Annotated in this window: 19 protein-coding genes and 1 pseudogene; 14 read left to right on the top strand and 6 right to left on the bottom strand. The window is 47.6% G+C overall.

Annotation, left to right across the window (positions count from 1 at the left end):
- Nucleotides 1-107: 107 nt before the first annotated feature.
- Together ACOMHB_RS24900 and ACOMHB_RS24895 are read right to left on the bottom strand one after the other, a co-directional pair.
- Nucleotides 108-1,118 carry a type I glyceraldehyde-3-phosphate dehydrogenase gene (locus tag ACOMHB_RS24900; RefSeq protein WP_448218769.1) on the bottom strand — a complete coding sequence of 337 codons (1,011 nt, stop codon included), beginning with the start codon at nt 1,116-1,118 and terminating at the stop codon, nt 108-110.
- 118 nt (nt 1,119-1,236) lie between these two features.
- Nucleotides 1,237-2,553 carry a Bcr/CflA family multidrug efflux MFS transporter gene (locus ACOMHB_RS24895; RefSeq protein WP_448218768.1) on the bottom strand — a complete coding sequence of 439 codons (1,317 nt, stop codon included), beginning with the start codon at nt 2,551-2,553 and terminating at the stop codon, nt 1,237-1,239.
- Nucleotides 2,554-2,883: 330 nt separating this feature from the next.
- Between ACOMHB_RS24895 and ACOMHB_RS24890 the strand changes: the two genes are divergently transcribed.
- The 9 genes from ACOMHB_RS24890 (at nt 2,884) to ACOMHB_RS24850 (ending at nt 11,188) form a co-directional block, all read left to right on the top strand.
- Complete coding sequence (locus ACOMHB_RS24890; protein ID WP_448218767.1) at nt 2,884-3,555, top strand: thiopurine S-methyltransferase; 672 nt, start codon at nt 2,884-2,886, stop codon at nt 3,553-3,555.
- 284 nt (nt 3,556-3,839) lie between these two features.
- Nucleotides 3,840-5,018: an ankyrin repeat domain-containing protein gene (locus ACOMHB_RS24885; protein ID WP_448218766.1), complete on the top strand. Its 1,179-nt coding sequence runs from the start codon at nt 3,840-3,842 to the stop codon at nt 5,016-5,018.
- 450 nt (nt 5,019-5,468) lie between these two features.
- Nucleotides 5,469-6,122 (top strand): ankyrin repeat domain-containing protein, encoded by a 654-nt coding sequence (locus ACOMHB_RS24880; RefSeq protein WP_448218765.1) that lies wholly within the window; start codon nt 5,469-5,471, stop codon nt 6,120-6,122.
- An 80-nt stretch (nt 6,123-6,202) separates the two neighbouring features.
- Nucleotides 6,203-6,511, top strand: a complete 309-nt coding sequence (gene tnpA / locus ACOMHB_RS24875; RefSeq protein WP_448215511.1) for an IS66 family insertion sequence element accessory protein TnpA — start codon at nt 6,203-6,205, stop codon at nt 6,509-6,511.
- Between the two features lie 2 nt (nt 6,512-6,513).
- Nucleotides 6,514-6,897 (top strand): IS66 family insertion sequence element accessory protein TnpB, encoded by a 384-nt coding sequence (tnpB, locus tag ACOMHB_RS24870; RefSeq protein ID WP_422452200.1) that lies wholly within the window; start codon nt 6,514-6,516, stop codon nt 6,895-6,897.
- A 5-nt stretch (nt 6,898-6,902) separates the two neighbouring features.
- Nucleotides 6,903-8,453, top strand: a complete 1,551-nt coding sequence (gene tnpC, locus ACOMHB_RS24865; protein ID WP_448215512.1) for an IS66 family transposase — start codon at nt 6,903-6,905, stop codon at nt 8,451-8,453.
- A gap of 18 nt (nt 8,454-8,471) precedes the next feature.
- Entirely contained in the window at nt 8,472-8,789 is a 318-nt protein-coding gene (locus ACOMHB_RS24860; RefSeq protein ID WP_448218764.1) for a hypothetical protein, read from the top strand.
- Between the two features lie 225 nt (nt 8,790-9,014).
- The gene (locus ACOMHB_RS24855) at nt 9,015-9,251 is read left to right on the top strand and encodes a hypothetical protein (RefSeq protein ID WP_448218763.1); all 237 of its coding nucleotides are present in this window, start codon (nt 9,015-9,017) and stop codon (nt 9,249-9,251) included.
- Nucleotides 9,252-9,829: 578 nt separating this feature from the next.
- Nucleotides 9,830-11,188: an SET domain-containing protein gene (locus tag ACOMHB_RS24850; RefSeq protein WP_448218762.1), complete on the top strand. Its 1,359-nt coding sequence runs from the start codon at nt 9,830-9,832 to the stop codon at nt 11,186-11,188.
- A gap of 92 nt (nt 11,189-11,280) precedes the next feature.
- On the opposite strand, the gene tkt is transcribed toward ACOMHB_RS24850, so the two are convergent.
- Together tkt and ACOMHB_RS24840 are read right to left on the bottom strand one after the other, a co-directional pair.
- A complete protein-coding gene (gene tkt, locus ACOMHB_RS24845; RefSeq protein WP_448218761.1) occupies nt 11,281-13,278 on the bottom strand; it encodes a transketolase in 1,998 nt (665 codons plus the stop codon).
- A gap of 147 nt (nt 13,279-13,425) precedes the next feature.
- Nucleotides 13,426-13,950, bottom strand: a complete 525-nt coding sequence (locus ACOMHB_RS24840; protein ID WP_448218760.1) for a MerR family transcriptional regulator — start codon at nt 13,948-13,950, stop codon at nt 13,426-13,428.
- Between the two features lie 316 nt (nt 13,951-14,266).
- Between ACOMHB_RS24840 and ACOMHB_RS24835 the strand changes: the two genes are divergently transcribed.
- The 3 genes from ACOMHB_RS24835 (at nt 14,267) to ACOMHB_RS24825 (ending at nt 17,908) form a co-directional block, all read left to right on the top strand.
- The gene (locus ACOMHB_RS24835) at nt 14,267-15,238 is read left to right on the top strand and encodes an ArsR/SmtB family transcription factor (RefSeq protein ID WP_422135829.1); all 972 of its coding nucleotides are present in this window, start codon (nt 14,267-14,269) and stop codon (nt 15,236-15,238) included.
- Between the two features lie 22 nt (nt 15,239-15,260).
- Nucleotides 15,261-16,424, top strand: coding sequence for a methionine adenosyltransferase (gene metK, locus ACOMHB_RS24830; RefSeq protein WP_448218759.1), 1,164 nt, complete (start codon nt 15,261-15,263; stop codon nt 16,422-16,424).
- Nucleotides 16,425-16,744: 320 nt separating this feature from the next.
- Entirely contained in the window at nt 16,745-17,908 is a 1,164-nt protein-coding gene (locus ACOMHB_RS24825; protein ID WP_448218758.1) for a phosphoglycerate kinase, read from the top strand.
- A gap of 201 nt (nt 17,909-18,109) precedes the next feature.
- Here ACOMHB_RS24825 and ACOMHB_RS24820 read toward each other — a convergent pair.
- A pseudogene (locus ACOMHB_RS24820) lies at nt 18,110-18,799 on the bottom strand (DUF4276 family protein).
- Nucleotides 18,796-19,887, bottom strand: coding sequence for an AAA family ATPase (locus ACOMHB_RS24815; protein ID WP_448218880.1), 1,092 nt, complete (start codon nt 19,885-19,887; stop codon nt 18,796-18,798). Before ACOMHB_RS24815 ends, ACOMHB_RS24820 begins: the two are co-directional and overlap by 4 nt.
- 422 nt (nt 19,888-20,309) lie before the next feature.
- Here ACOMHB_RS24815 and modA point away from each other — a divergent pair, with 422 nt between their 5' ends.
- On the top strand, nt 20,310-21,284 hold the full coding sequence (gene modA / locus ACOMHB_RS24810) for a molybdate ABC transporter substrate-binding protein (RefSeq protein ID WP_448218757.1): 975 nt from the start codon (nt 20,310-20,312) through the stop codon (nt 21,282-21,284).
- A 196-nt stretch (nt 21,285-21,480) separates the two neighbouring features.
- Entirely contained in the window at nt 21,481-22,125 is a 645-nt protein-coding gene (locus tag ACOMHB_RS24805) for a transcription termination/antitermination NusG family protein (RefSeq protein WP_448218756.1), read from the top strand.
- The last annotated feature ends 62 nt before the right edge of the window (nt 22,126-22,187 follow it).

Here is a 22,187-nt window from a genome sequence, read left to right as displayed (position 1 = left end):
GAAAACAGGTTGAAGTCTAACAGTCGCACCAACCTATATCAATTTTTTTTGATATAGATTTCAAATAAGCAACAGGTCGGGAATTCAATCAACCGGCCAGCTTTTTCCTATTGCCTCAGCCAGTGGTTGGCCACATCCAGCATACGGTTGGAGAACCCCCACTCGTTATCAAACCAGCAAAGCAGCTTGATCAGCTTGCCTGAAGTCACCTTGGTCTGGGTACCATCGACCACGCATGAGCGGGCATCATGGTTGAAGTCTACGGATGCGTGGGGTTCATTAGAGAAACCCAGAATCCCCTCCAGATGTCCATGGGTAGCCTGTTCCAGAATCCGGTTAACTTCCTCTCCGGTTGTCTCCTGATTGACATGAACGCAGAGATCCATGCAGGAAACATTAATGGTGGGCACCCTGATTGAATTGGCTTCGAAGCACCCCCCAAGGTCAGGAAGCAATCTGTCGATGCCCTTTGCCAGGCCGGTATCTACAGGGATGATGGACTGCAACGCACTGCGGGTCAGCCTGAGATCACTGTGATGATAAGCATCAATCACCGGTTGATCATTCATCGCTGAATGAATAGTTGTGATACTACCGTACTCAATACCAAGGGCGTCATTCAGTGTCTTGATAACAGGAACAATGCAATTGGTGGTGCACGAAGCGCTGGAGACAATGCGCTGATCACGACTGAGATCCTGCTCATTGATACCATAAACAATAGTGGCGTCTACATCCGGTTGAGCGGGCTGTGAAAAAAGCAGCTTTCTGGCTCCACTCTCTATGTGTTGCTCTGCCATTGCCCTGTCATTGAAAGACCCTGAACACTCCAGCAACAGATCAATATCAAGACTTTTCCAGTCAATATTTTCAGGCCGGGCTTCGTGAATAAGCTGAATCCGGTCGCCTGCCACTATGAGCTGATTTTCCTCCGATTCTACCTTGGCTGGAAAGCGACCGTGAGTGGTGTCATAGCGAGTCAGATAGGTCAGGGTGTCCTCATCGGACAACTCGTTAATGGCGACAACCTGCAAGTCTTTGCGATAACCATTCTCGTAAAGAGCACGAAGAACACACTGGCCGACACGGCCGTACCCGTTGATGGCTATTCGAAACATAGTCTTGCTGTCAGGCTCATTACTGCTGAATTGAGGCGGTATTATAAGCGCAACTTGTGAAGGGATAAAAAATATTTGCCCTACCTTGTTGCCAGGGCAGGGCGCTTGTTCCTGACGATCAGGCGGAAGTCCGGACTTCAGAATCGGATGTGTCTTCCGGCATCACTTCATCCAATGGCACACCCTTATTCCTGACTATTAGCAAGGATACGAAAGAGAGCAAACCACAAACGGCTACTACCGCTGTCATAGGTACATCAGTTCCATTATGCAAAAGACCAACCACCGCAGAAGAAACACCGCCAATGGTAAAGCGAAGTGCACCGGACATAGCATTGGCTGTGCCCGCAGACCTTGGAAAGTGAGACAGGGCCAGAGCGTTGGAGTTAGGGCCTGTCAGACCAATACAGCTGACGTAAATCACGACAGGAATCATCAACCCAACCAGCCCGCCGATCTCAAACTTTGCATTAACCAACATCACTACTGCGCTGATGCTGGCTAGAATGCTCCCTGTTTTCAGGATAGTGAACAGTGGCAGGCGATCTATCAGACGGATATTGATCATATTCATGACCATCATGGCCATAATATTGACAGCAAACAGCAGGCCGTAATGCTCTGGCTTGACCCCATACAGCTCGATATACACGTAGGGTGAGCCGGCAATAAAGGCAAACATACCGCCAAAGAAAAACCCATGGCAGAGGATACAGCCCATAGCTTCCCGGTTTTTCAGGACGGACAAATAGATCAGGAACAGCTGACTGGCAGGAATCACCAGTCTTTTCTCCTCCGGGAGGGTTTCCGGAACTTTTGAAGCGGCCAGCACCATGGCAAGTGCGGACATGACAGCCAGAAAAATAAACAGACTTTCCCAACCCATGAATTTAAGCATCTGACCTCCCAGCAGGGGGGCAATCAGAGGAGCTATTGTCATGACCATTAAAATAGACGACATAATCTTTGCGCTTTGCTGCCTTGAGAACAGATCCCGAACCATGGCAGGAATAGTGACCATAACCGCAGAGGCGGCCATAGCTTGCAGAACCCGGACAATAATCAGTTGCAAGCCGTTTTCACAGAGCGAAGCCAAGACACTGGTAACAAGAAAAGCAACCAGACCCGGAAACATGATTTTTCTGCGACCAAAGCGGTCTGAGAGAGGTCCGTACAACAGCTGTCCCAGGGCAAAGCCTACGGTGTAGGCACTGAGTGTATACTGGATAATGCTCAGGGGTTCTCCCATATCTTCTGCTATCGCGGGGATTGCCGGGAGATAGAGATCCACTGCCATAGGGCCAAGTGCGGTTAAAGCGCCCAGGGTCAATATGAAAAGTAGCCTGTCACGGCTATGGCTCATTGAAATGCCCTGCTTTTTATCTTCTTGCCTGGTTGCTTTTGGCTCAGGACTGCTTTCGATATTGATGGTCATGTACTTCCTTCGATCAAGCGGATGAGGCGCTGAAATCATTAAATGTTTGTGCTGTATTCCTTCTGTTTGAGCTGCACAAGTGAAAGGTTGCGACACTGCCGTCGCAGGATTGAGGAATAAAAATAAGTTCGCTGTCGTATACAGAAGAGATGGCGATTTTACACCGCTATCTTAAATCTTATCGACATAAAAAAATATATTTGATAGGTAAATTTATAATATCAGGGTTGCACTCTGGTATAGGCTCTTGAGCTTCGCCGTTGTCAGTGTTTCGTCGGTGCTGATCGCCAAAATCAAACCAAACACGACTTAAATGCATGAGAGGACACAATGAGCAATCCTGACTGGGTTAATCGCTGGAAAGAAGGACGGATTGGTTTCCACAGATCTGAGTTCAACTCGACATTATTGAAATACTGGCCACAACTGAACCTGTCAGAAGCCCGGTCAGTGCTGGTGCCATTGTGTGGCAAAAGCCTGGATATGGTCTGGCTCAGGCAGCAGGGGCTGGAAGTGATCGGCACCGAGTTGGTAAAAACAGCGGTTGAGTCCTTCTATCAGGAACAGGCACTGCAACCGGCAGTGAAAGAGGCTCAGGGTTACCGACATTGGCAAGCCGATGATATCCATATCCTCGAAGGTGATTTTTTTGCTTTGCCGGAAGGTTCCATCCAAAGCACCGTTTTTTACGACCGTGCTGCTCTGGTTGCATTACCCCGGGAGATGAGACAGCAGTACGTCAACCATCTGGCAAACGCTGCGCCCCATTTACAAGAAGGCCTATTAATCACTGTTGAGTACGATCAGGACCTGGTGCCCGGCCCGCCTTTCTCAGTAGAGGAGCATGAAGTCAGAGCACTTTATTCACCGCAGTTTGAAGTAATTAAGCTGGACACACACAGCGCACCGGCATCAACCAACCTGAGAGAGAAGGGCGTCAACGAGCTGATTGAAGTGGTCTACAAACTCACATTAAGTTCTCAGCCTCCCGGTCTTTTTTGAGCAATTTGCGTTTTTTTCAAAACTAAGAGGGAACCTTGGTTGATTATCGCTGTCTATACGTGACAACGGGATGAAATTCCCAAGATTAAGTACCTAACCAGTTGGTTTCGCATATTCTGGACGGCGGCTTTTTCCATCCTTCTGCGTTCCAACTCTGGTTGCGTAGCTATGGCTACGCGCCCGTCGTTGCGCCTTGAAGGATGAAAAAATCCACTCGCCAGAATACGCGAAACCAACTGGCCAGGTACTTATTTACATAAAATTACTTACGGAGATGTTTGAATATGGATATATCATCAAAAGCTGGCATTGGTCCATTAAATTATGATGGTGCGACTACTAAAGAAGTGACTACTAAAGTTACACGGGATAAGAATGATAAGGTTTCTTCGATTTACGTTTTCTCAACTTTGGAGCTACCAACACAAGTAAATTTACCAAAAAGTGATACCCAAAACTCTGCTAGATCCATCGTGGATCGTGATATTGAAGCGTATGCACAAGCTTCAACTTCAAATGAAGCGGCTCAAAGTGATTGTAGTGATAGTTTCAAAGCACAAAAAAGGCCATTCACTGATGACTCGGGCACCATATCTCAACTTTGCAAATCAATGAAAGGTGAGGCTATGGCTATCTCTACCGGGCGCGACAATCTGGAGCCTTTTGCAGAGAGCCTTGTTAAAGTGATTACAGACCCTGAAAGCACTGACGCTGATACTTCGGAAGCCGCAAGGTTGATATCCGAGTACGGTGCCGATGAACTTGCCAAGTTAACAGTCCCGTTTTCTTATCATACAAATATCACTAGACATTACCCTGCTATTACTCTTTTTGCTCTTGCATGCAGATTCGGTAAGCTGGATTTAGTGAAGGCTCTGTACGTGAATCAGCAACAATTAAACCAGGCATTTGATATGGAAAATGGGGTTAATGGAAGGACGGCACTCATGCTTGCAGTTAATCATGGCCATGCAGATGTAGTGAAGCAATTATTAGACTTGGGGGCTGATCCTCAAATTCTTGATGAAAATAACCGTTGTGCTGATGAGCTTAATTCAGTTTTTAACAGAAGCAGGCAAGATACATACATTAAAATCAGAGAATTATTAGTAGACTATCGCAAAGAAAAGAATCTACCACCTTATAAAGAACCCGCTGCGGATGGTTATTACATTGAAGATACTGGGGAAATGGGTATTACTATTAACTTTCCAGCAGCCCTTTCTGAACATCCGGAAATTTTTGAACAATACCTTTCTGAAAACCCGGGTTGTCTCATGCAGATCGGTCGTGAAAGCCCGGAGTTTCTGATATATCTCCTTACTACACAGCCGAAAGCACTTGAAAAATTCTTTTCTGAAAATCCGGGTTTTGTCAGTCGTCTCCGTCGTGAAGCCCCGGAGCTACTGGAACACCTCTTTTCTGAAAACCCGAACCTTCTCGAATCTTTATCCAGTGAATAGTCGTGGGGGGTGTAAGTTTCAGATGACAGAAGACAGACGACGGAAGACAGATGAATCTTTATCCAAGGAATAGTCATGGGTGTGTAACCCATGACTTACCTTGCATCTGTTCCGGTCAATTTCTTAGGTGCTTGGATATAACAGTCCTTGCTATGAAATGATTAACACCTTAAGTCAAATCCATTGATCTGCCAAATCAGGAGAGCCTCAAATTACAGGCAGGTTTTAAATGCCTTGTTTGTGATCATACGGAGAATTTTAACATTAACGCTGCGAGGAATATCTTAGCACCAAGACATGGTGTGTTATCCTGAATGACTCGTCCTTTTTGAGAAATTTGCGTTTTCGAAATATAAGAAGGAACTTCAGTTAATTAGTATTGTCTAACTTATTGTGATATCAAAACTCACAGTCGTTTTCAAACACAATTACTTACGGAGTTGTTTAGATATGGATATCCCAATGACTAGCATTCAGCAACCACTACATATTGATGTGAAGGTTTCAATTACACTGGATGAGAATGGTGCGATTTTTTTAGGTGTCGGTGTCAAAATCACTGAACCACAGTCACAAATGATTTCACAAGGATATAATCAGGCATCTGCTACTCCCTTAGCGGATCGAAACATTGATCTGTCTTCTCAGGCATATGACGCTGATCGAAGCGACTGTGGGAATAATTTCAATGCACAGAAAAGTACATCCCCTGATGACCCGGATACCGAATCTCAACCGTGCAAAACGATGAAAAGTGGTGCCATGGCTACCTCTACAGGCCGTGACAAGCTCGAAGAGTTTGTAGATAGACTCGTATCGGTCATTACAAACGCTGATAGTACCGACGCTGATATTGCAGAAGCTAAAAGGTTGATATCCGAGTATGGGGCCGATGAAATTTCCAAGTGCACAAGATCATTTCCTGTTGTTAATAATCTTTACTACTTTGCCATTACTCCTTTTGCTCTTGCCTGCAGATTCGGAAAACTGGATTTAGTGAAGGCTCTGTATGTGAATCAGGAACAATTAGATCAGACGTTTGATGTAGTCAATGGAACTAGTGGGCGAACAGCACTCATGCTTGCAGTGATTGGCAGACAGTAACCGCTCATTTGAGGACGTCTTCAAAAATCACAACCTGACTGCCAGCCTTTCCCCTGCAAACAACGCAGGAGATACCTAACGTGAAGCAACTGACAAAACCCTTTACCCGTCTCAACCCTGAGCAGTGGCAACAGATCATTGATCAGCAAATAGCCAGTGGCTTGAGCCAGAAAGCTTTTTGCCAAACTCAAAACATAAGCCTGGCAACATTCACAAACTGGAAACGCAAACTCAGGAATTACAACAACACTGACTCCTTTGATATCGCTCAGGCTTCTGCCCCGGAATGGGTTGAAGTCCCAAACGGGCTGACTGAGCCTCCAGCCAGCTTAAACTGGCAGTTGGAACTTGAGCTGCCCGGTGGTGTTATTCTTCGTATGCGTCGCTGATCATGTTTTTTCCAGAATCTCAGGTTCGGATCTGGCTCTACAACCGGCCCACCGACATGCGTAAATCCTACGACGGCCTGTCTGCCCTGGTGAGAAACAAACTTGAAGAAGACCCACTCAGCGGCCAGCTGTTTGTCTTCATCAACCGCAAACAAACCCAGTGCAAGGTGCTGTATTTTGATCGCAGTGGATACTGTATCTGGAGCAAACGACTGGAACAGGGTCAGTTTCATACTCATGCAGGCAAATCCATCAAGCAAACAATGGCGTGGACAGATCTGAAGCTCATCCTTGAAGGCATTGATACCCGCTGCGTTCAGCAATATAAACGCTACAAACATCAACCGTCCCGTTACACAAAAGGAGAGTCAAAGGTCTATCTTTAACCGCCATGAAATTACCTGTTTCGACCCCCGGCACCACTGACCAGGACCTGCTCCAGCAGATCCTGGTCTTGCTGTCGGAGCGTGATCAGGAAATAGCTTCTCTTAAACATCAGCTGGCCTGGTTTAAACAACAGCTATTTGGTGAAAAATCCGAAAAGCGCCTGATTGAGAATCCGGACCAGCTGGCGCTGGGAGAAATCCTTCAGGACAAGCCTGAAGAGCAGGAAACTCCCACAGAAACCATCACTTACGAACGGCGGAAAAAGAATCGCCCTGAAGACTGTGTGACCGATCAGGGACTGCGCTTTACTGAAGATGTACCGATTGAACTCATCCCGATGCCTGCTGCAGAAATGAAGGGTGAAGACGCAGACCAGTACGAAATCATTGACTACAAGTACACCTATCGGCTGGCGCAGCGCCCTGCCAGCTATGTCATCCTGAAATATCAGCGCGAAGTCGTTCGCCATAAGCCCAGCCAGACGCTAACAACGGTAGCCGCACCATCAGGATTATTTGATCGCAGCTTTGCCGATGTCAGCTTTATCGCAGGTCTGCTGGTAGAGAAGTACCGCTTTCACGCACCGCTTTACCGCCAGCATCAGAAACTTGAGTCCAGTGGTATTACCATCAGCCGTGGAACCCTGACACATCTTGAGCAGCGTGCCGGGCAGTTACTCAAACCCATCGCTGACGAAGTGCTCAACAGCTGTCTGGAAAGTCATGTCCTCACTCTGGATGAAACGCCCGGAAAAGCGGGCCGTAAAAGCAAGGGCAAGATGCAAAGAGGCTACTTCTGGTGTTTTTACGGAGACCAGAATGAGATAGCTTTTACCTTCTCCACCACTCGTTCTGGCAGGGTCGTAGAGCCTTATCTGAAAGAGTATAAGGGGGTCTTGCTGACCGATGGTTATTCGGAATACGACCGCCTGTGCATGAAATATCCCAAAATCATCCATGCCCAGTGCTGGACACATAGCAGGAGGTACTTCGTCAAGTCACAAGAGGTCGAGCCAGAAGCCGCAAAAGAGGCGCTGGACTGCATAGGTGCGATCTATCAAGTCGAAGACGAAATCCGCAAAGCTGGGCTGCAAGGCGAAGCAAAGCAGGAATACCGCCAACAGAATGCCAAGCCACTGGTTGATCAGTTCTTTAACTGGCATAAAGAACAACTTCGTCGCCTGAATCTGGTGAAAAGCAACCCATTGAGCAAGGCTCTTGGCTACGTGAACAAACGGGAAAAAGAGCTACGGCTTTATCTGGATAATCCGGATGTCGCCATTGATACGAATCACCTGGAGCGAAGTCTCAGGTGTATCCCGATGGGGAGAAAGAACTGGCTTTTTTGCTGGACAGAAGAAGGGGCAGTCAATGTAGCCGTGTTCCAGACGTTAATCGTCAGTTGTCTTCTTGCAGGCATTGATCCATACAAGTACTTCGTCGATGTGCTTCAGCGCATCAGTTACCATCCGGCTCGAGATATCCGGGAGCTAATCCCGCGAATCTGGAAAGAGAAATTCGGGGCCAATTCGTTAAAATCCGATCTCGATAAGTAGGGGGAGTCTATACCCTGCTTGAACGCTTACGGCAGACATGCAAATGTTGTGGAGCAATTATTAAGGTGGGAAGCCAACACTGAAATTGTTGATGGAGCGGGCCATTGTGTTGACTTTCTTAATAGTGCGTTTAGTCACAAAGATAATGGCGCTTCATTCTCTGCAATCAAAAAATTACTCACAGACTATCGTAATGAAAGGAATTTACCACCTTTTAGAGAACCCGATGTTGCAATTGCCTTCCTTCCTGACTCTGGAGTAACAAATATTGAGATAAATAATAATATACCTCCTTCTCATGCCCAGTTTATTATCAGAGCTATGTTAGAGAGATAATCATGGGTGTATAACCCATGACTTTTCTTGCATCTACTCCAGTTAACTTCTTAAATGCTTGAATCTAACAGCTCTTGCTATGAAATGATTAACACCTTAAGTCAAATCCATTGATCTGCCAAATCAAGAGAGCCTCAAATTACAGTCAGGTTTTAGTTTTTTAGGTGTCTTCTCGTTAATCTCTGCTATGATTGCTCTGCAGTCAATAATAATGAGGTTTGACCGATGACCGTAGAAAAGGCAGAGATAGCCGAGTTAAAAGATGAAGTTCATTCCCTCCAAGACCGCATTGGGCAATACGACAAGCTTTTGCTTGGTATGGAAGGCACAATGTCGCTAATACTTGAAGAACAGATGGGTTACAAAAGAGATTTATATATCTTCAAACAAGATGTCAACAAGCGCTTCGACAAGTCTGAAGAACTGCTCATAACAATCGTAAACCACCTGGCCAAAAAGTAACACGCCACCTAACGAATCACCTGACGGGGACAGCTATGCTGCCAGTCAGCTCTGCGGTTAGGTACTCAACCATACGAAATCATATTTACTGACTCATTGTTCAGGCACTCGCGGCAACTGATCCTGGATTGCTCTAACTCCTGCATCCATGCAGTCCTGCTGCGTTGCGACTCTGGTCACATAGCTTCCTATGTTCCCGTCGTTGTGCCTTGCAGAGCATCTGCCCAATAAGCCAGAAATATTCGATTCCGTACGGATGAGTACTTATACCCCTTCCAACAGATGGGAAATAGTTGTATGGGAACAGAGTTTCCAGCGTTAGAAGCACTTTTGGGATGGCTGTTTTTTTCAGACCAATCTACCGTTGTGCTCATCCGAACATGGGTAGACGCAGCACATAACCACGGGTTGATGGCTGAATACGTGGCTGACCACTTTTGTAAAGAAACAGCGATACAAATAATTATGAATTGGGTAGATCACTATTTTTGAGGTAGCACCTGAGACGCTTTTGAACTTAAAACGATTATTACGGTCAATAACAGTGAAATATCAAGAAAACCATTGAGGATATATCAATGCAACCCACTGGATCTGGATCAGATCTTCGCCAAATGCCAACCTTACGTCGATTTGACGAAAAAGACACGGCTGCTCCACCGGCAAAGAAATCATGCTTGCGGCAAGTTGAAGGAAACGCAGCAGCCGGGAAATCTCTGCCATCCAGTTGCAATAGTGGTTGTTTTGATGATACGGAGACGATATTTAACCATACAATGGTTCTTTTAAAAGCCAGAAAGACCAGGGTAGTGCCCGGAGAAAATTATTCAAACATCATAAAAAGCCTGTCATCTTTCAGCGACTTGATATCTTCTGAACTTCTCCGTTTTACTCAGAATAATGGGAACCCTTTTACTAATGGACAAGAAGCGATGTATTCCCCTGAATCTCCGGATTCAGAAAGAGCAACAACACCATCATCTCCAGGCACTGAATCCACTCCCGGTATCAAAACCTCAACAGCAGGCGTGGTTCACGGTACCGGTGTCATTGCTACCCGGAGCTTCAAAAAGGATGAGGAAGTATGTGACTACGAAGGACCATTGGTGTACAGAATCCGTAATTCTTGTACCCGCAAATATCATGTCTTTACGATGAACACTGTGAACAGTAAGGTCGAATTCCCGGAAAATGACTCCTTTGTCGTATGGTCGGGCGCGTCTATTGCAAAATCTGGCAGACCGGCCATTGAAATTGGTCGTGACGGTAATAAGGATATCCGATTCCTTAATCACTCCAAGGATCCCAATATCGTTATACGCTATTCAGGCAGTATGACTGTAAAATGGGGGGATCAGGACAGTCTTCAACTGAGAGTTGTCACTACAAAAGATATTAAACCAGGAGAAGAACTTTTATTCGATTACGATAAAAATAAGGAAGACTCTGAAATAGACTTCAGCAAGTCAGATGTGGAAAAAACAACCGAAGAACAAAGAAACAAGATAATCGACAGGGTTAAAAAGCTGAATCTAAAAGATTTACACGCTGGGGAAAAAAGATCAGCAAGAACGATGAACAAAGAGATTATACTGCCAGAAGAACTTGCTGATGAAATTGATGAGATCATAGAAACACTACATGAGATTCACAGAGCAAATGATGCACCCGCAACTCTTGCTGACATTGATACAGAATTAGCTCTCTCTCAGAAGATCCTTCTCAAAATCATTTTTTCTGATAAATCTTCAATTTTAAATGATCTGGCTTCACATCTATTTTCGGGGAAAACCGGACCACGAAAAAAAACTTTTATAGATAAATTAACGCCTAAAAGTATTGAAGAATTGAAAAAGCATTTAACGAATACAATTTTTAATGGAAAACAAACCTGGGTTACCGTTTCACAATTAAAATCGAGAAACTTCTTCTTATAGCAGAACAAAAAAAACGGCAGTTGATATCAATCATCTGCCGTTTTTTCAAAGACTTTTAAAAGCCATTCAGAGCAATGATTTCCAAGTACTTATCAGTCCAGAATTTCTTCAGCCGCAGCAACAATATTTTCTACAGTAAACCCGAAGTATGGGAAAAGGTCACCGGCCGGCGCAGACTCACCATAAGTGGTCATGCCGATTATCCGTCCGTCCAGACCAACGTACTTGTACCAGAAATCAGCTGCTGCGGCTTCAATCGCGATACGGGCAGGGACTTCCAGAGGCAGAACACTCTGCTTGTATTGCGCATCCTGAGCATCGAAGACGTCAGTAGATGGCATGGATACCACGCGAACCTTGCGACCCTCGGCAGTCAGGGCAGCTTCAGCGTTCATGGCCAGTTCCACTTCAGAACCGGTAGCGATCAGGATCAGTTCGGGAGTGCCTTCGCAATCCTTCAGTACATAACCACCACGGGCAATGTCGGCCACCTGATCAGCTTCACGGTGCATACAGGGCAGCCCCTGACGGGAGAAGATCAGTGCAGTAGGGCCATCTTCACGCTCGATCGCATGTTTCCAGGCCACCGCCGACTCAACGGTGTCACAGGGTCGCCAGGCATTCACGTCTGGTGTCATGCGCAGGCTGGCAATCTGTTCTACCGGCTGGTGAGTAGGGCCGTCTTCACCCAGACCAATCGAGTCGTGAGTGTAAACCAGAATAGCGCGCTGCTTCATCAGAGCGGCCATACGCACAGCATTGCAGGCGTATTCCATAAAGACCAGGAAGGTGGCACCGTAAGGGATAAAACCGCCGTGCAGGGCAATACCATTCATCATCGCGGTCATGCCGAATTCACGCACACCGTAGAAGACATAGTTGCCGCTGGCGTCAGCAGGTTTAACGCCTTTGGAACCGCTCCACAAGGTCAGGTTTGAGCCCGCCAGGTCAGCAGAACCACCCAGCAGTTCAGGCAACAAAGGACCAAAAGCATTCAGAGTATTCTGGGAAGCTTTACGACTGGCCACTTTCTCACCTTCTACCTGACAGGATTTGATGAAATCATCGGCCTTTGCAGAGAAGTCAGCAGGCAGTTCGCCTTTTTGACGACGAAGGTATTCAGCAGCCAGTTCCGGGTGAGCAGCCTGGTAGGTAGCAAACTTTTCGTTCCATGCGCTTTCTTTGGCAGCACCGGCTTCTTTGGCATCCCATTGGCTGTAGATGTCGGACGGGATTTCAAAAGCAGGGTGTTCCCAACCCAGACGCTCGCGGGTCAGTTTGATCTCTTCGTCACCCAGAGGTGCACCATGGCAATCTTCCTTGCCTTCCTTGTTGGGAGAACCAAAACCGATGACAGTCTTGCAGCAGATCAGGGTAGGTTTGGTTTTTTCAGCACGACCGGCCTCAATAGCAGCACGAATCGCTTCCGGATCGTGACCGTCAACATTTGGAACAACGTGCCAGTTGTAGGATTCGAAACGCTGAACGGTGTTGTCGGTGAACCAGCCTTCTACTTCGCCATCAATAGAGATGCCGTTGTCGTCGTAGAAAACGATCAGTTTGCCCAGTTCCAGAGTCCCTGCCAGCGAGCACACCTCGTGGGAGATACCTTCCATCATGCAGCCGTCGCCCATGAAGACATAGGTGTTGTGGTCAACAATTTCGTGACCTTCACGGTTGAACTGTGCAGCCAGGGTCTTTTCAGCAACAGCCATACCCACAGCATTGGCAATACCCTGCCCCAGAGGACCGGTAGTGGTCTCGATGCCCGGAGCGTAACCATACTCAGGGTGGCCTGCGGTTTTGGAGTGCAACTGGCGGAAGCTCTTGAGGTCTTCAACAGACACATCGTAACCGCTCAGGTGCAGCAGAGAGTAAAGCAGCATGGAACCATGACCGTTGGACAGAACAAAACGGTCACGGTCAGCCCATTGGGGGTTAGCCGGGTTGTGATTCAGATAATCACGCCATAATACTTCAGCAATATCAGCCATACCCATTGGGGCACCGGGGTGTCCGGACTTGGCTTTCTGTACAGCGTCCATACTCAGGGCGCGGATGGCATTGGCTAGCTCACGACGTGAGGACATAGGAATCAGGGCTCCGAAGATCCAGTCTGTTTTAAAATTGGCGCTATTCTAATGCCTTCAGTCGGAAACTGAAATCGCTATATATGACTATCCTGAATCACCTGAACATTTTACTGATACCCTCGACTCTGAAAATATCGGGTGTCTTCAAGGCTGTCTGGACCAGACGCGGATTTTATCGATTTCCTCTTTATCAATGCTCAGGGACTCCAGGAATTCCTGATGTGCCTGCGGCTCCATTTTTTCAAACTGCTGATGCCAGCTTTTCATATCCTCCTCGCTGAACCCGGCCGCTTTCATAATCTCTACCCAACGATCTTTGTTGACCATATTTTGCTCCAGTAATGAAGGTTGTTTAAGAAGCAACACGATAGCCTTTTGCTGTTGACGCAACTTCTGGATCTCGTGCTCAAGAGCCATCAGCTGGCCACGCAAAATGCGTTCCTGCTCCATTTCGTCTTCACCGTCGAGAAGCCGTACAATATTGCTGATCGGTATTCCGAAAGCACGATAAGCCATAATCGCTTCAAGGCGCTTGATTTCATATTGCCCATACCATCGGTAGCCATTCCCGGATCGAGTGTGAGGCATTAACAGACCTTCACGCTCATAGTAGAGAATGGTAGTACGTGATATATCGAACATTCTGGCCAATTGGGTAACCGTAAGCATCTGGCCTCTCCGGTGAATTCGCGGTCAATTCTCAGCCCTACACTAATAGACGAGTCAACGGAAAATCAAAGCAAATTCATCCGGGTCAACTAAGGTTATTGCTTGCATCCAATTTGCACACTCAATTTGCATTGTCGCGGTGATAAACCCACTCGGCAGGTCGACATAGGTTAAATCACCCCGTCCCGTATGAATATCTATATCAAAAAGTTTTGATATACCATGTACTGCTTGCTAGACTTCCGCCCTGGATAGACGGAATAGGATCTTCTGGCCGTCTGCGAGAAGTCAACGGTGCAGCGGTGAGGAGCCTTGCGTGTCGGAATCAGGATCAGTCGAACAGCTTGCCGCTCTGGGAAAAGCCTATGGCGACGTACTGAGGCTTGAAATCCTGAGAGTTCTGAGCACAGACTCTTTCGGGGTGCTTGAACTCAGCAGCCTCTTCGATATGCGTCAGCCTGCCATGAGCCACCATCTCAAGGTTCTCTCTCAGGCCGGACTTGTGAGTACCCGCAAGGAAGGTAATACCATTTTTTACCGCCGGGCGCTGCCCCCTCCGGAAGGAATCAGTAGTGATGTCATGCGTTCCCTTTTTTCAGCGGTCGACACTTTGTCGTTGTCGCCTTCCCTGACCGGTCGTCTATTAAAAGTCAGAGGCCAAAGGGCGGAGCAATCCATGGCGTTCTTTGCCCGTAATGTGGATCAGTTTCGTCAGCATCAGGAACTCATTGCTGATCATGATCTCTACGCCCGATGTGTGGCCGACGTTCTGGAAAAAACTGAACTGCCTGACCATCAGCGGGTGTTGGAGCTGGGACCGGGTGAGGGCGATTTCCTGGCAACGCTGAGTGAGAATTTTCAGCGGGTCTATGCTGTGGACAATTCCGCAGAAATGCTGGCCATCAGTCAACAGAGGGTAAAAGAGCGGGGTCTGAAAAACGTTGAGTGCATTCATGGGGAAATAGATACCCTGAATGCGCTGGAAGGTCAGTTTGACTGCATAGTGGCTAACATGGTGTTACACCATGTAGCCAGCCCTTCTGGTATTTTCACCCGCGTTTCAGAACTGTTGAAGCCCGGTGGCAGTATGCTGGTCAGTGAACTCAGCAGTCACAATCAGGATTGGGTGCGGGAATCCTGTGGCGATTTGTGGCTTGGATTCAGTGTTGAAGACCTTGACGGTTGGGCACTGGATGCAGGTCTGGCAATAGGTGAGTCCCAGTATCTGGGGCTGCGTAATGGTTTTCAGATTCAGGTCAGGCGGTTTTTTAAACCCTGGGCTGAATAGTTTCAAGAGGCGAAAGACGACTATGGCAGATTACACGCTATTCACTTCCGAGTCGGTTTCCGAAGGTCATCCGGACAAGATTGCCGACCAGATTTCCGACGCTATTCTGGACGCCATCCTCAAGGATGATCCGGAAGCCCGTGTCGCGGTTGAAACCATGGTAAAAACCGGCATGGTGATTGTAGCGGGTGAAGTGCGTACCGACACTTACGTTGATATCGAAGAACTGGTTCGTAAAGTGGTCACTGACATTGGTTACAACCATGGTGACCTCGGCTTTGACGGTGATTGTGTGGCCGTTCTGAATGCTATTGGCAAACAGTCTCCGGACATCGCTGTCGGTGTTGATGAAACAGATGGGCATGAACAGGGCGCGGGTGACCAGGGTCTGATGTTTGGTTACGCGACCAATGAAACACCGGTACTGATGCCTGCCCCTATCTACTATTCTCACGCGTTGGTTAAGCGTCAGGCCGAGCTGCGTAAAAACGGTACCCTGCCCTGGTTGCGCCCGGATGCCAAAAGCCAGGTCACCATGCGTTACGACAGCGAAGGCAAAATACAAAGTGTGGACGCCGTGGTGCTGTCGACACAGCACCACCCTGACATCTCCCAGGAAGAACTGCAGAAAGAAATTCTGGAAAAAGTCATCAAGCCGGTTCTGCCTGCGCAATGGCTCCATGAAGAGACCCGTTACCACATTAATCCAACCGGTATTTTCGTGATTGGAGGCCCGGTAGGTGATTGTGGTCTGACAGGGCGCAAAATCATTGTAGACACCTACGGTGGTATGGCTCGTCACGGTGGCGGTGCCTTCTCTGGCAAGGACCCGTCAAAGGTTGACCGTTCTGCTGCTTACGCAGGTCGTTACGTGGCCAAGAACGTTGTGGCTGCTGGCCTGGCTGACAAGTGCGAGATCCAGGTATCTTATGCGATTGGCGTTGCCGAGCCCACGTCTATCTCTATTGATACTTTCGGTACTGGCAAGATTGTTGATACCAAAATTGAAGAGCTGGTTCGTGAGCATTTCGATCTGCGTCCTAAAGGTCTGATCGATATGCTGGACCTGAAGCGTCCAATTTATCAGGCTACTGCGGCATACGGTCACTTTGGTCGTGAAGAGGAAGAATTTTCCTGGGAGCGCACCGACAAGGCTGACGCATTGAGAACTGCAGCAGGTCTGTAATCGATACATTTAATAAAAGGGCTGCTTTGTGCAGCCCTTTCAGCTTTTGTATAAATGCCGGTTCAGCAACTGATCACACATTCTGTCCAATTCTGTTAAACCTTCCTTCCGAGTCTGTTGACCGACGATTTTACAATGGAATTTTTGTTGTCCCGCGTTAACTCCTGAAAGCCTGTTGATTTGGTTCATATCAGGCTAAAGGTACGTACCGGGCGCCATATTTTTGTGCTATTGTCCATGCCAATTCTACCCTTCAGTACTGTTGTCTCATCCAGACAGCAGTCAATCTTCATTGACCCCGTGCATAGGGAGAGACCCTGATGAACCTATTGAAAATGACCGACCTGGATCTGGCTGGCAAACGAGTCCTGATCCGTGAAGACCTCAACGTTCCGGTCAAAGATGGCAAAGTCACCAGCGATGCACGAATCCTTGCTTCTCTGCCCACCATTAAGCGCGCTCTGGAATCCGGTGCCAAAGTCATGGCAACCTCTCATCTGGGTCGTCCGACAGAAGGTGAGTACGACAAACAGTTCTCCCTGAAGCCTGTTGCAGACTACATTGGCAACCTGCTAGGCAAAGAGGTTCGCCTGATCAAAGACTGGGTCGACGGTGGTTTTGACGTTGCCGAGGGTGAACTGGTCATTCTTGAGAACGTGCGTTTCAACAGGGGTGAAAAGAACGATGATGAAGCACTGTCTAAAAAAATGGCAGCCCTGTGCGATGTCTATGTAATGGATGCATTCGGTACCGCACACCGTGCTCAGGCATCCACTCACGGCGTGGGTAAATTTGCTGAAATTGCTTGTGCAGGCCCCCTGCTGGCGGGTGAACTGGATGCCCTGGGTAAAGCCTTGGGAAACCCTGAGCGTCCAATGTGTGCCATCGTGGGTGGCTCCAAAGTTTCCACCAAACTGACGGTACTGGAATCCCTGTCTGACGTCTGCGACCAGCTGATCGTGGGCGGCGGTATCGCCAACACCTTTCTCGCTGCTGCCGGTCACAATGTCGGTAAATCCCTTTACGAAGAAGATCTGATCCCTAATGCCAGGGCACTGATGGAAAAGGTTAACGTACCTATGCCTGTAGATGTAATTTGCGGTAAGAAATTTGATGAAAATGAAACCGCTGTCGTTAAACAGGTATCAGAAGTAGAAGACGACGACATGATCTTTGACGTAGGCCCCCAAACCCAGAAACTGTTCAATGAAGTTCTGAAGTCCTCTAAAACCATTCTTTGGAATGGCCCTGTGGGTGTCTTTGAATTTGACCAGTTTGGTGAAGGCACTCGCTCCATGTCTCTGGCCATAGCCGAGTCTGACGCTTTCTCTATCGCCGGTGGAGGTGATACTCTGGCCGCAATCGACAAGTATGGAATTAAAGACCGGGTATCCTACATATCTACGGGCGGCGGTGCCTTCCTGGAGTTTGTAGAAGGCAAGAAGCTCCCGGCAGTGGCGATGCTGGAAGAAGCCTGTCAGTAAAATAATGCTCTCTGAATTTTAGGCAGTCAGACACCTTCTGACTGCTTTTCCAGAATCTGAAGTGATGCAACTGGTCAGTGATGACGCTCTGAAGTTTGATCTGTTTCTATCTGCTGATAATGTAAAGACGGCAGAACTGGAACAACAGGATAGGATTTTAGCAAAATCGCCTTATATCCCCACCCTCGATTGGGCGAGGGTTTACGGCGATTTTGCTAATGCTTCGATTTGGCAGAGCCAGCCATTAAACAGCTGGCATCGCTCCCGCATTATGCCCAAACCGATCTCCAATGCAGCCAGTACCCCCATTAATGGTTTTTCATAACCGGGTACAAGGCGTTCGATGTGCTTACTGGGGGCGGTTTGTGGGCTGTTATTGATGGCTTAGGGTGTCGCAAAGTCTCGGGCAATTTCAGCGAAAGAGTTTGCCAGATCAGGTTTATCCATCCCTTCTGCCATTTTTGTCGGATCACTGAACAGCAGTGCCTCAAACTCATACATCTGCACATAAGGAATAAACCGGCGCATAGCATCAGCTCCCAGTTTTTCGGTGAGCCTTTCCATGAGTTCCGTTTGCAAACTTTGGGCTTTACCTTCTATCGATGATTGCGCGTTAAGGCTGTTTTTACCGGGAAAAAACTCCGGCAAACCGTAAAAATCGAAGAACGTGGTGCAATAGCAGGCCCTGTCACTAGAGAGCCGTTTTTGTACATCAGGATAAAGGCGGTCAAACTTGAAATTTCCGCCTTTATGCCCGGGCCTACCAATCAGAGCGGGTCTGAGATAGATACCCTTGCATGCAAAAGGCTCCACCAGAAGATCGTTAACAAACGCTTCTTCGGTTTGCCCTTCGCAAATGATATGAACATTGATTGGAGATTGAGAACTCATTTTGATGGTCTACCACCGAGAATGTTTTTCTCCCACAGTTCACCTACGGAGTAATCTTCCAGCCAACTCTCAAACTTATCCGCATCCAGACGCTTAAAGATAGAGGCACCATTTTCCCGTTCCACCACAATCAGTTCATCCAGCTTAAACTCATTAAGCAAGGGTACGGATTGGGTAGAAATAATCACCTGCATCCGTTTCGAAGCAGAGCGCAATAAGGCGCCCAGCAGATTAATGGCGTAAGGGTGCAGACCCAACTCCGGCTCATCAATAATAATGGTGGAGGGCGGATTGGGTTGCAGTAATGCTGTCACCAGACAAATAAAGCGAATAGAACCATCAGAAAGTTGGCTAGGCCACAGCGGGTAATCGCTACCGGTTTGCCGCCAAAGCAGGCGAATCTGCTCTTCGCCAGAAGATAACTGGGTTGGTTTCAGCACAAAGTCGTCAAAGAACGGCACAGCCAAGCGGACTGTTTTACAAATTTGGTTGTAGACGTCTGGGATTTCCGTTTTGAGTCTAAATAGATAAGCCGCCAGGTTGGCTGCATCTGGACGCAGATAGTCATTGTCATGCACGGCACCCAGGCGTTTAATCGCTGCAGTTTCGCTGGTGTCGTGAAAATGAAAAACTTTCCAGCCGGATATCGCCGCATAACAAAATGAAGCAACGGTTGATTTCGCTTGAGTCTCTTTTTTTAAGTTGGACTCTTTGTGACCAGAACCTAAATTTGGACGAGCCACTCCATACAGTGGTCCGTTAAAATAGAGTTCTTCCCGGCAAAAGGTAAGGCCATCGTCTGATGTGGGTTCCAATTCGGCTGTATAGCGATTCAGACTGAAGTGAATTGCTGTCTGAAGGCGAGCCGTCTCCTTCACCCCATAACTCAACACCCGATCAGCCCCACCTTGCTTACTCACCCAAACCTGCAACCGCTCTTCCACCAGTTCATGCAGCATCCGAAAGTAACTGACAAAGTTACTCTTGCCCACACCATTGGCACCGATAAGCACATTCAGGCGGGTCAGTCGGAGATCGTCCAGCTGACGGATAGATTGGAAACCCCGGATGGTCAGCGTATCTATCATACTCACCCGCACTCTCCCTCGCGTTCCGCTTATCCGCCAAGCTTACATGATGATCGTTTATCCGGTCACCTTCTTTTTCGCCGTACTCCAAGCCCAGCTCATACCACGGGGCGAAGGCCAGATCGTTACCACCGTCGTTGGTCCATTTGAGATTGGCAGTGGCGTATCTTTTCGGCAAGCCCCATCTCTTTATCTAAACTGAGCTCGAGGCTCAGAAAGCCATGGGGACGCCCTCTGTTAGTACTGAAATATCAATATTTTTTGGAGACCTCACATATACCCGCCCGATTCAGGGTACCGCAAAACCTTGCAGAGTGAGTCTGTCAATAACAGTCTTTGAACAGTCAGATATCTTCTGACTGTCCTTTCCCTCAATCTGAACTAGGCTCCATAGCTCGCTCACTGAGTTCTGGAGAAAAATCTTGTTTTATATCTGCTTTGTTAAATACCTTAAAACTTCCTTTGAATACAAAGCTATTTCTGGCTTACCTATTCACGCTTTCATTGTTGGGTGCCTGCTTTCCATCAGCCCCCCATCAAACGCTGATACCATCAGGGTGGCTGTCGCATCGAATTTTTATCATGTTTTGGAGATCTTGAAAGATCAGTTCCAGTCACGGTTCGGGCATACCCTGGAGCTGACTTTTTATGGATCTTCAGGGGGCCTGAAGACGCTGGTCAGTGATGACTCTGAGAAGATTGATCTGTTTCTATCTGCTGACAACATAAATACGGCAGAACTGGAGCAACAGGGTAAGGTTTTACAAAATTCCAGAAAGATTTATGCACAGGGGTTGTTGGCATTCTGGCACGGCCAGAATGTCGTGGTAGAACCTGACGATATAAAAACCTACATCAGAGAAACCGACCCACCAGCCATCTACATTGCAGAGCCGGTTTATGCCCCGTACGGGCATGCAGCTAAATCAGTCCTTGAGAAATATGGTCTTTATCAAACGCTCAGAGACCAGAATAAATTGGTTATCCGCCGCTTTGTCAAAACGATATGGAAGCTTATAAAAGATACTACCCGTGCAGGTTTCGTGGCTGCTTCCCTGGTAACAAAAACCGACAGCAATGGCAATAAAATTGACTTACCTGTAGGTATAACAATGGTCCCGCAAAAACTATATACGCCATTGCTTCAGGAACTGGTCATTCTCAAGGCCACAGAGCATGAAGCTGCCGCCAGAACTCTGGTGGATTTCCTGCTGTCCGATGAAATTCAAGAGTTTATTGCCGCCAATGGTTATCAGAGAGCACCTGTCGAAATAGAAGGTTCAAGCCGTGCACTCAGTCCCGCAGTGTCTCTCCACAAACGCCATTCACGCTACCCCAAGGCCGCGCTGGTTATCGTCTGGTTAAATACAGCAATGTGGATGTTAAGCGGTGCATAGTTCGACCATGGGAATTATAATGAGGCACTTTTAATAGACATCGAGATGTGGCTGCTCAGATCGAAGTGCAATCAGTTCAATAGCCGTTACTGATGTGACAGTTAGCGCGTGACCGTTAAAAGTCACTGTCAGATGGTTCCGCATCAGGTTATTTGCACTTTCGTTTTATATAGCAGAAAGCATTCAGGGAATATGTATGCAGAATCAAGAGTGCTTGCAAGAGGGATGGTACCTGCTTAAAACCAGACCTCGCCAGGAGCAGAGAGCTCAGGAAAACCTCGAAACCCAGGGATTTGATGCATACGGCCCGATAGTAAAGGTTCGAGTCAGGGGCCTTTTGAAGGAAGAGATTCTCTTTCCCGGCTATGTATTTCTTTACCTGGACCTCAAGGATCTGGATCGTTTCCATAAGATACGCTCCACCCGTGGCGTCAGCGAGATCGTCTCTTTTAACCGGATTACCCGCCAGCTCCATAAAGATGGTCGCCTGAGCAAAAGTCAGGAGCAGGATGTGCAAGTCCTGCTGCCAAAACCTATCCCTAATGGCCATGAAGTGATCAAGGATATCCGGTTAATTGTCGAAACGCTTAATAGTCAGGCAGAAAGTGAAGGCACGGGCTCAGGCAGAGGGGTCAGCTTTAAAAAAGGTGACAAAGTCATTATGAATCATCCTCTCTATCAAAAACTGGAGATGACGTTTATAAATAACGTCGGTTCTGCTCGGGGTATGATTCTGGTGCAATACATCAAAATGCAGCGAAATACACAAGGCGATACCGTCTGTGAAGTCGTTTCCGAGAAGCAAATAGAAGTCAGGCTCGAGGATCTGGAAAAAGCCTGATGAAAGGTGCAACCCGTTCAGGATTAACGATAGCCCTGAGCCCAACATAGGAACAAAGCACC

It is taken from the genome of Endozoicomonas sp. 2B-B (assembly GCF_053470045.1).
The sequence above is the reverse complement of the archived record's forward strand: the minus strand, read 5'-3'. Positions and strand labels throughout refer to the sequence as shown.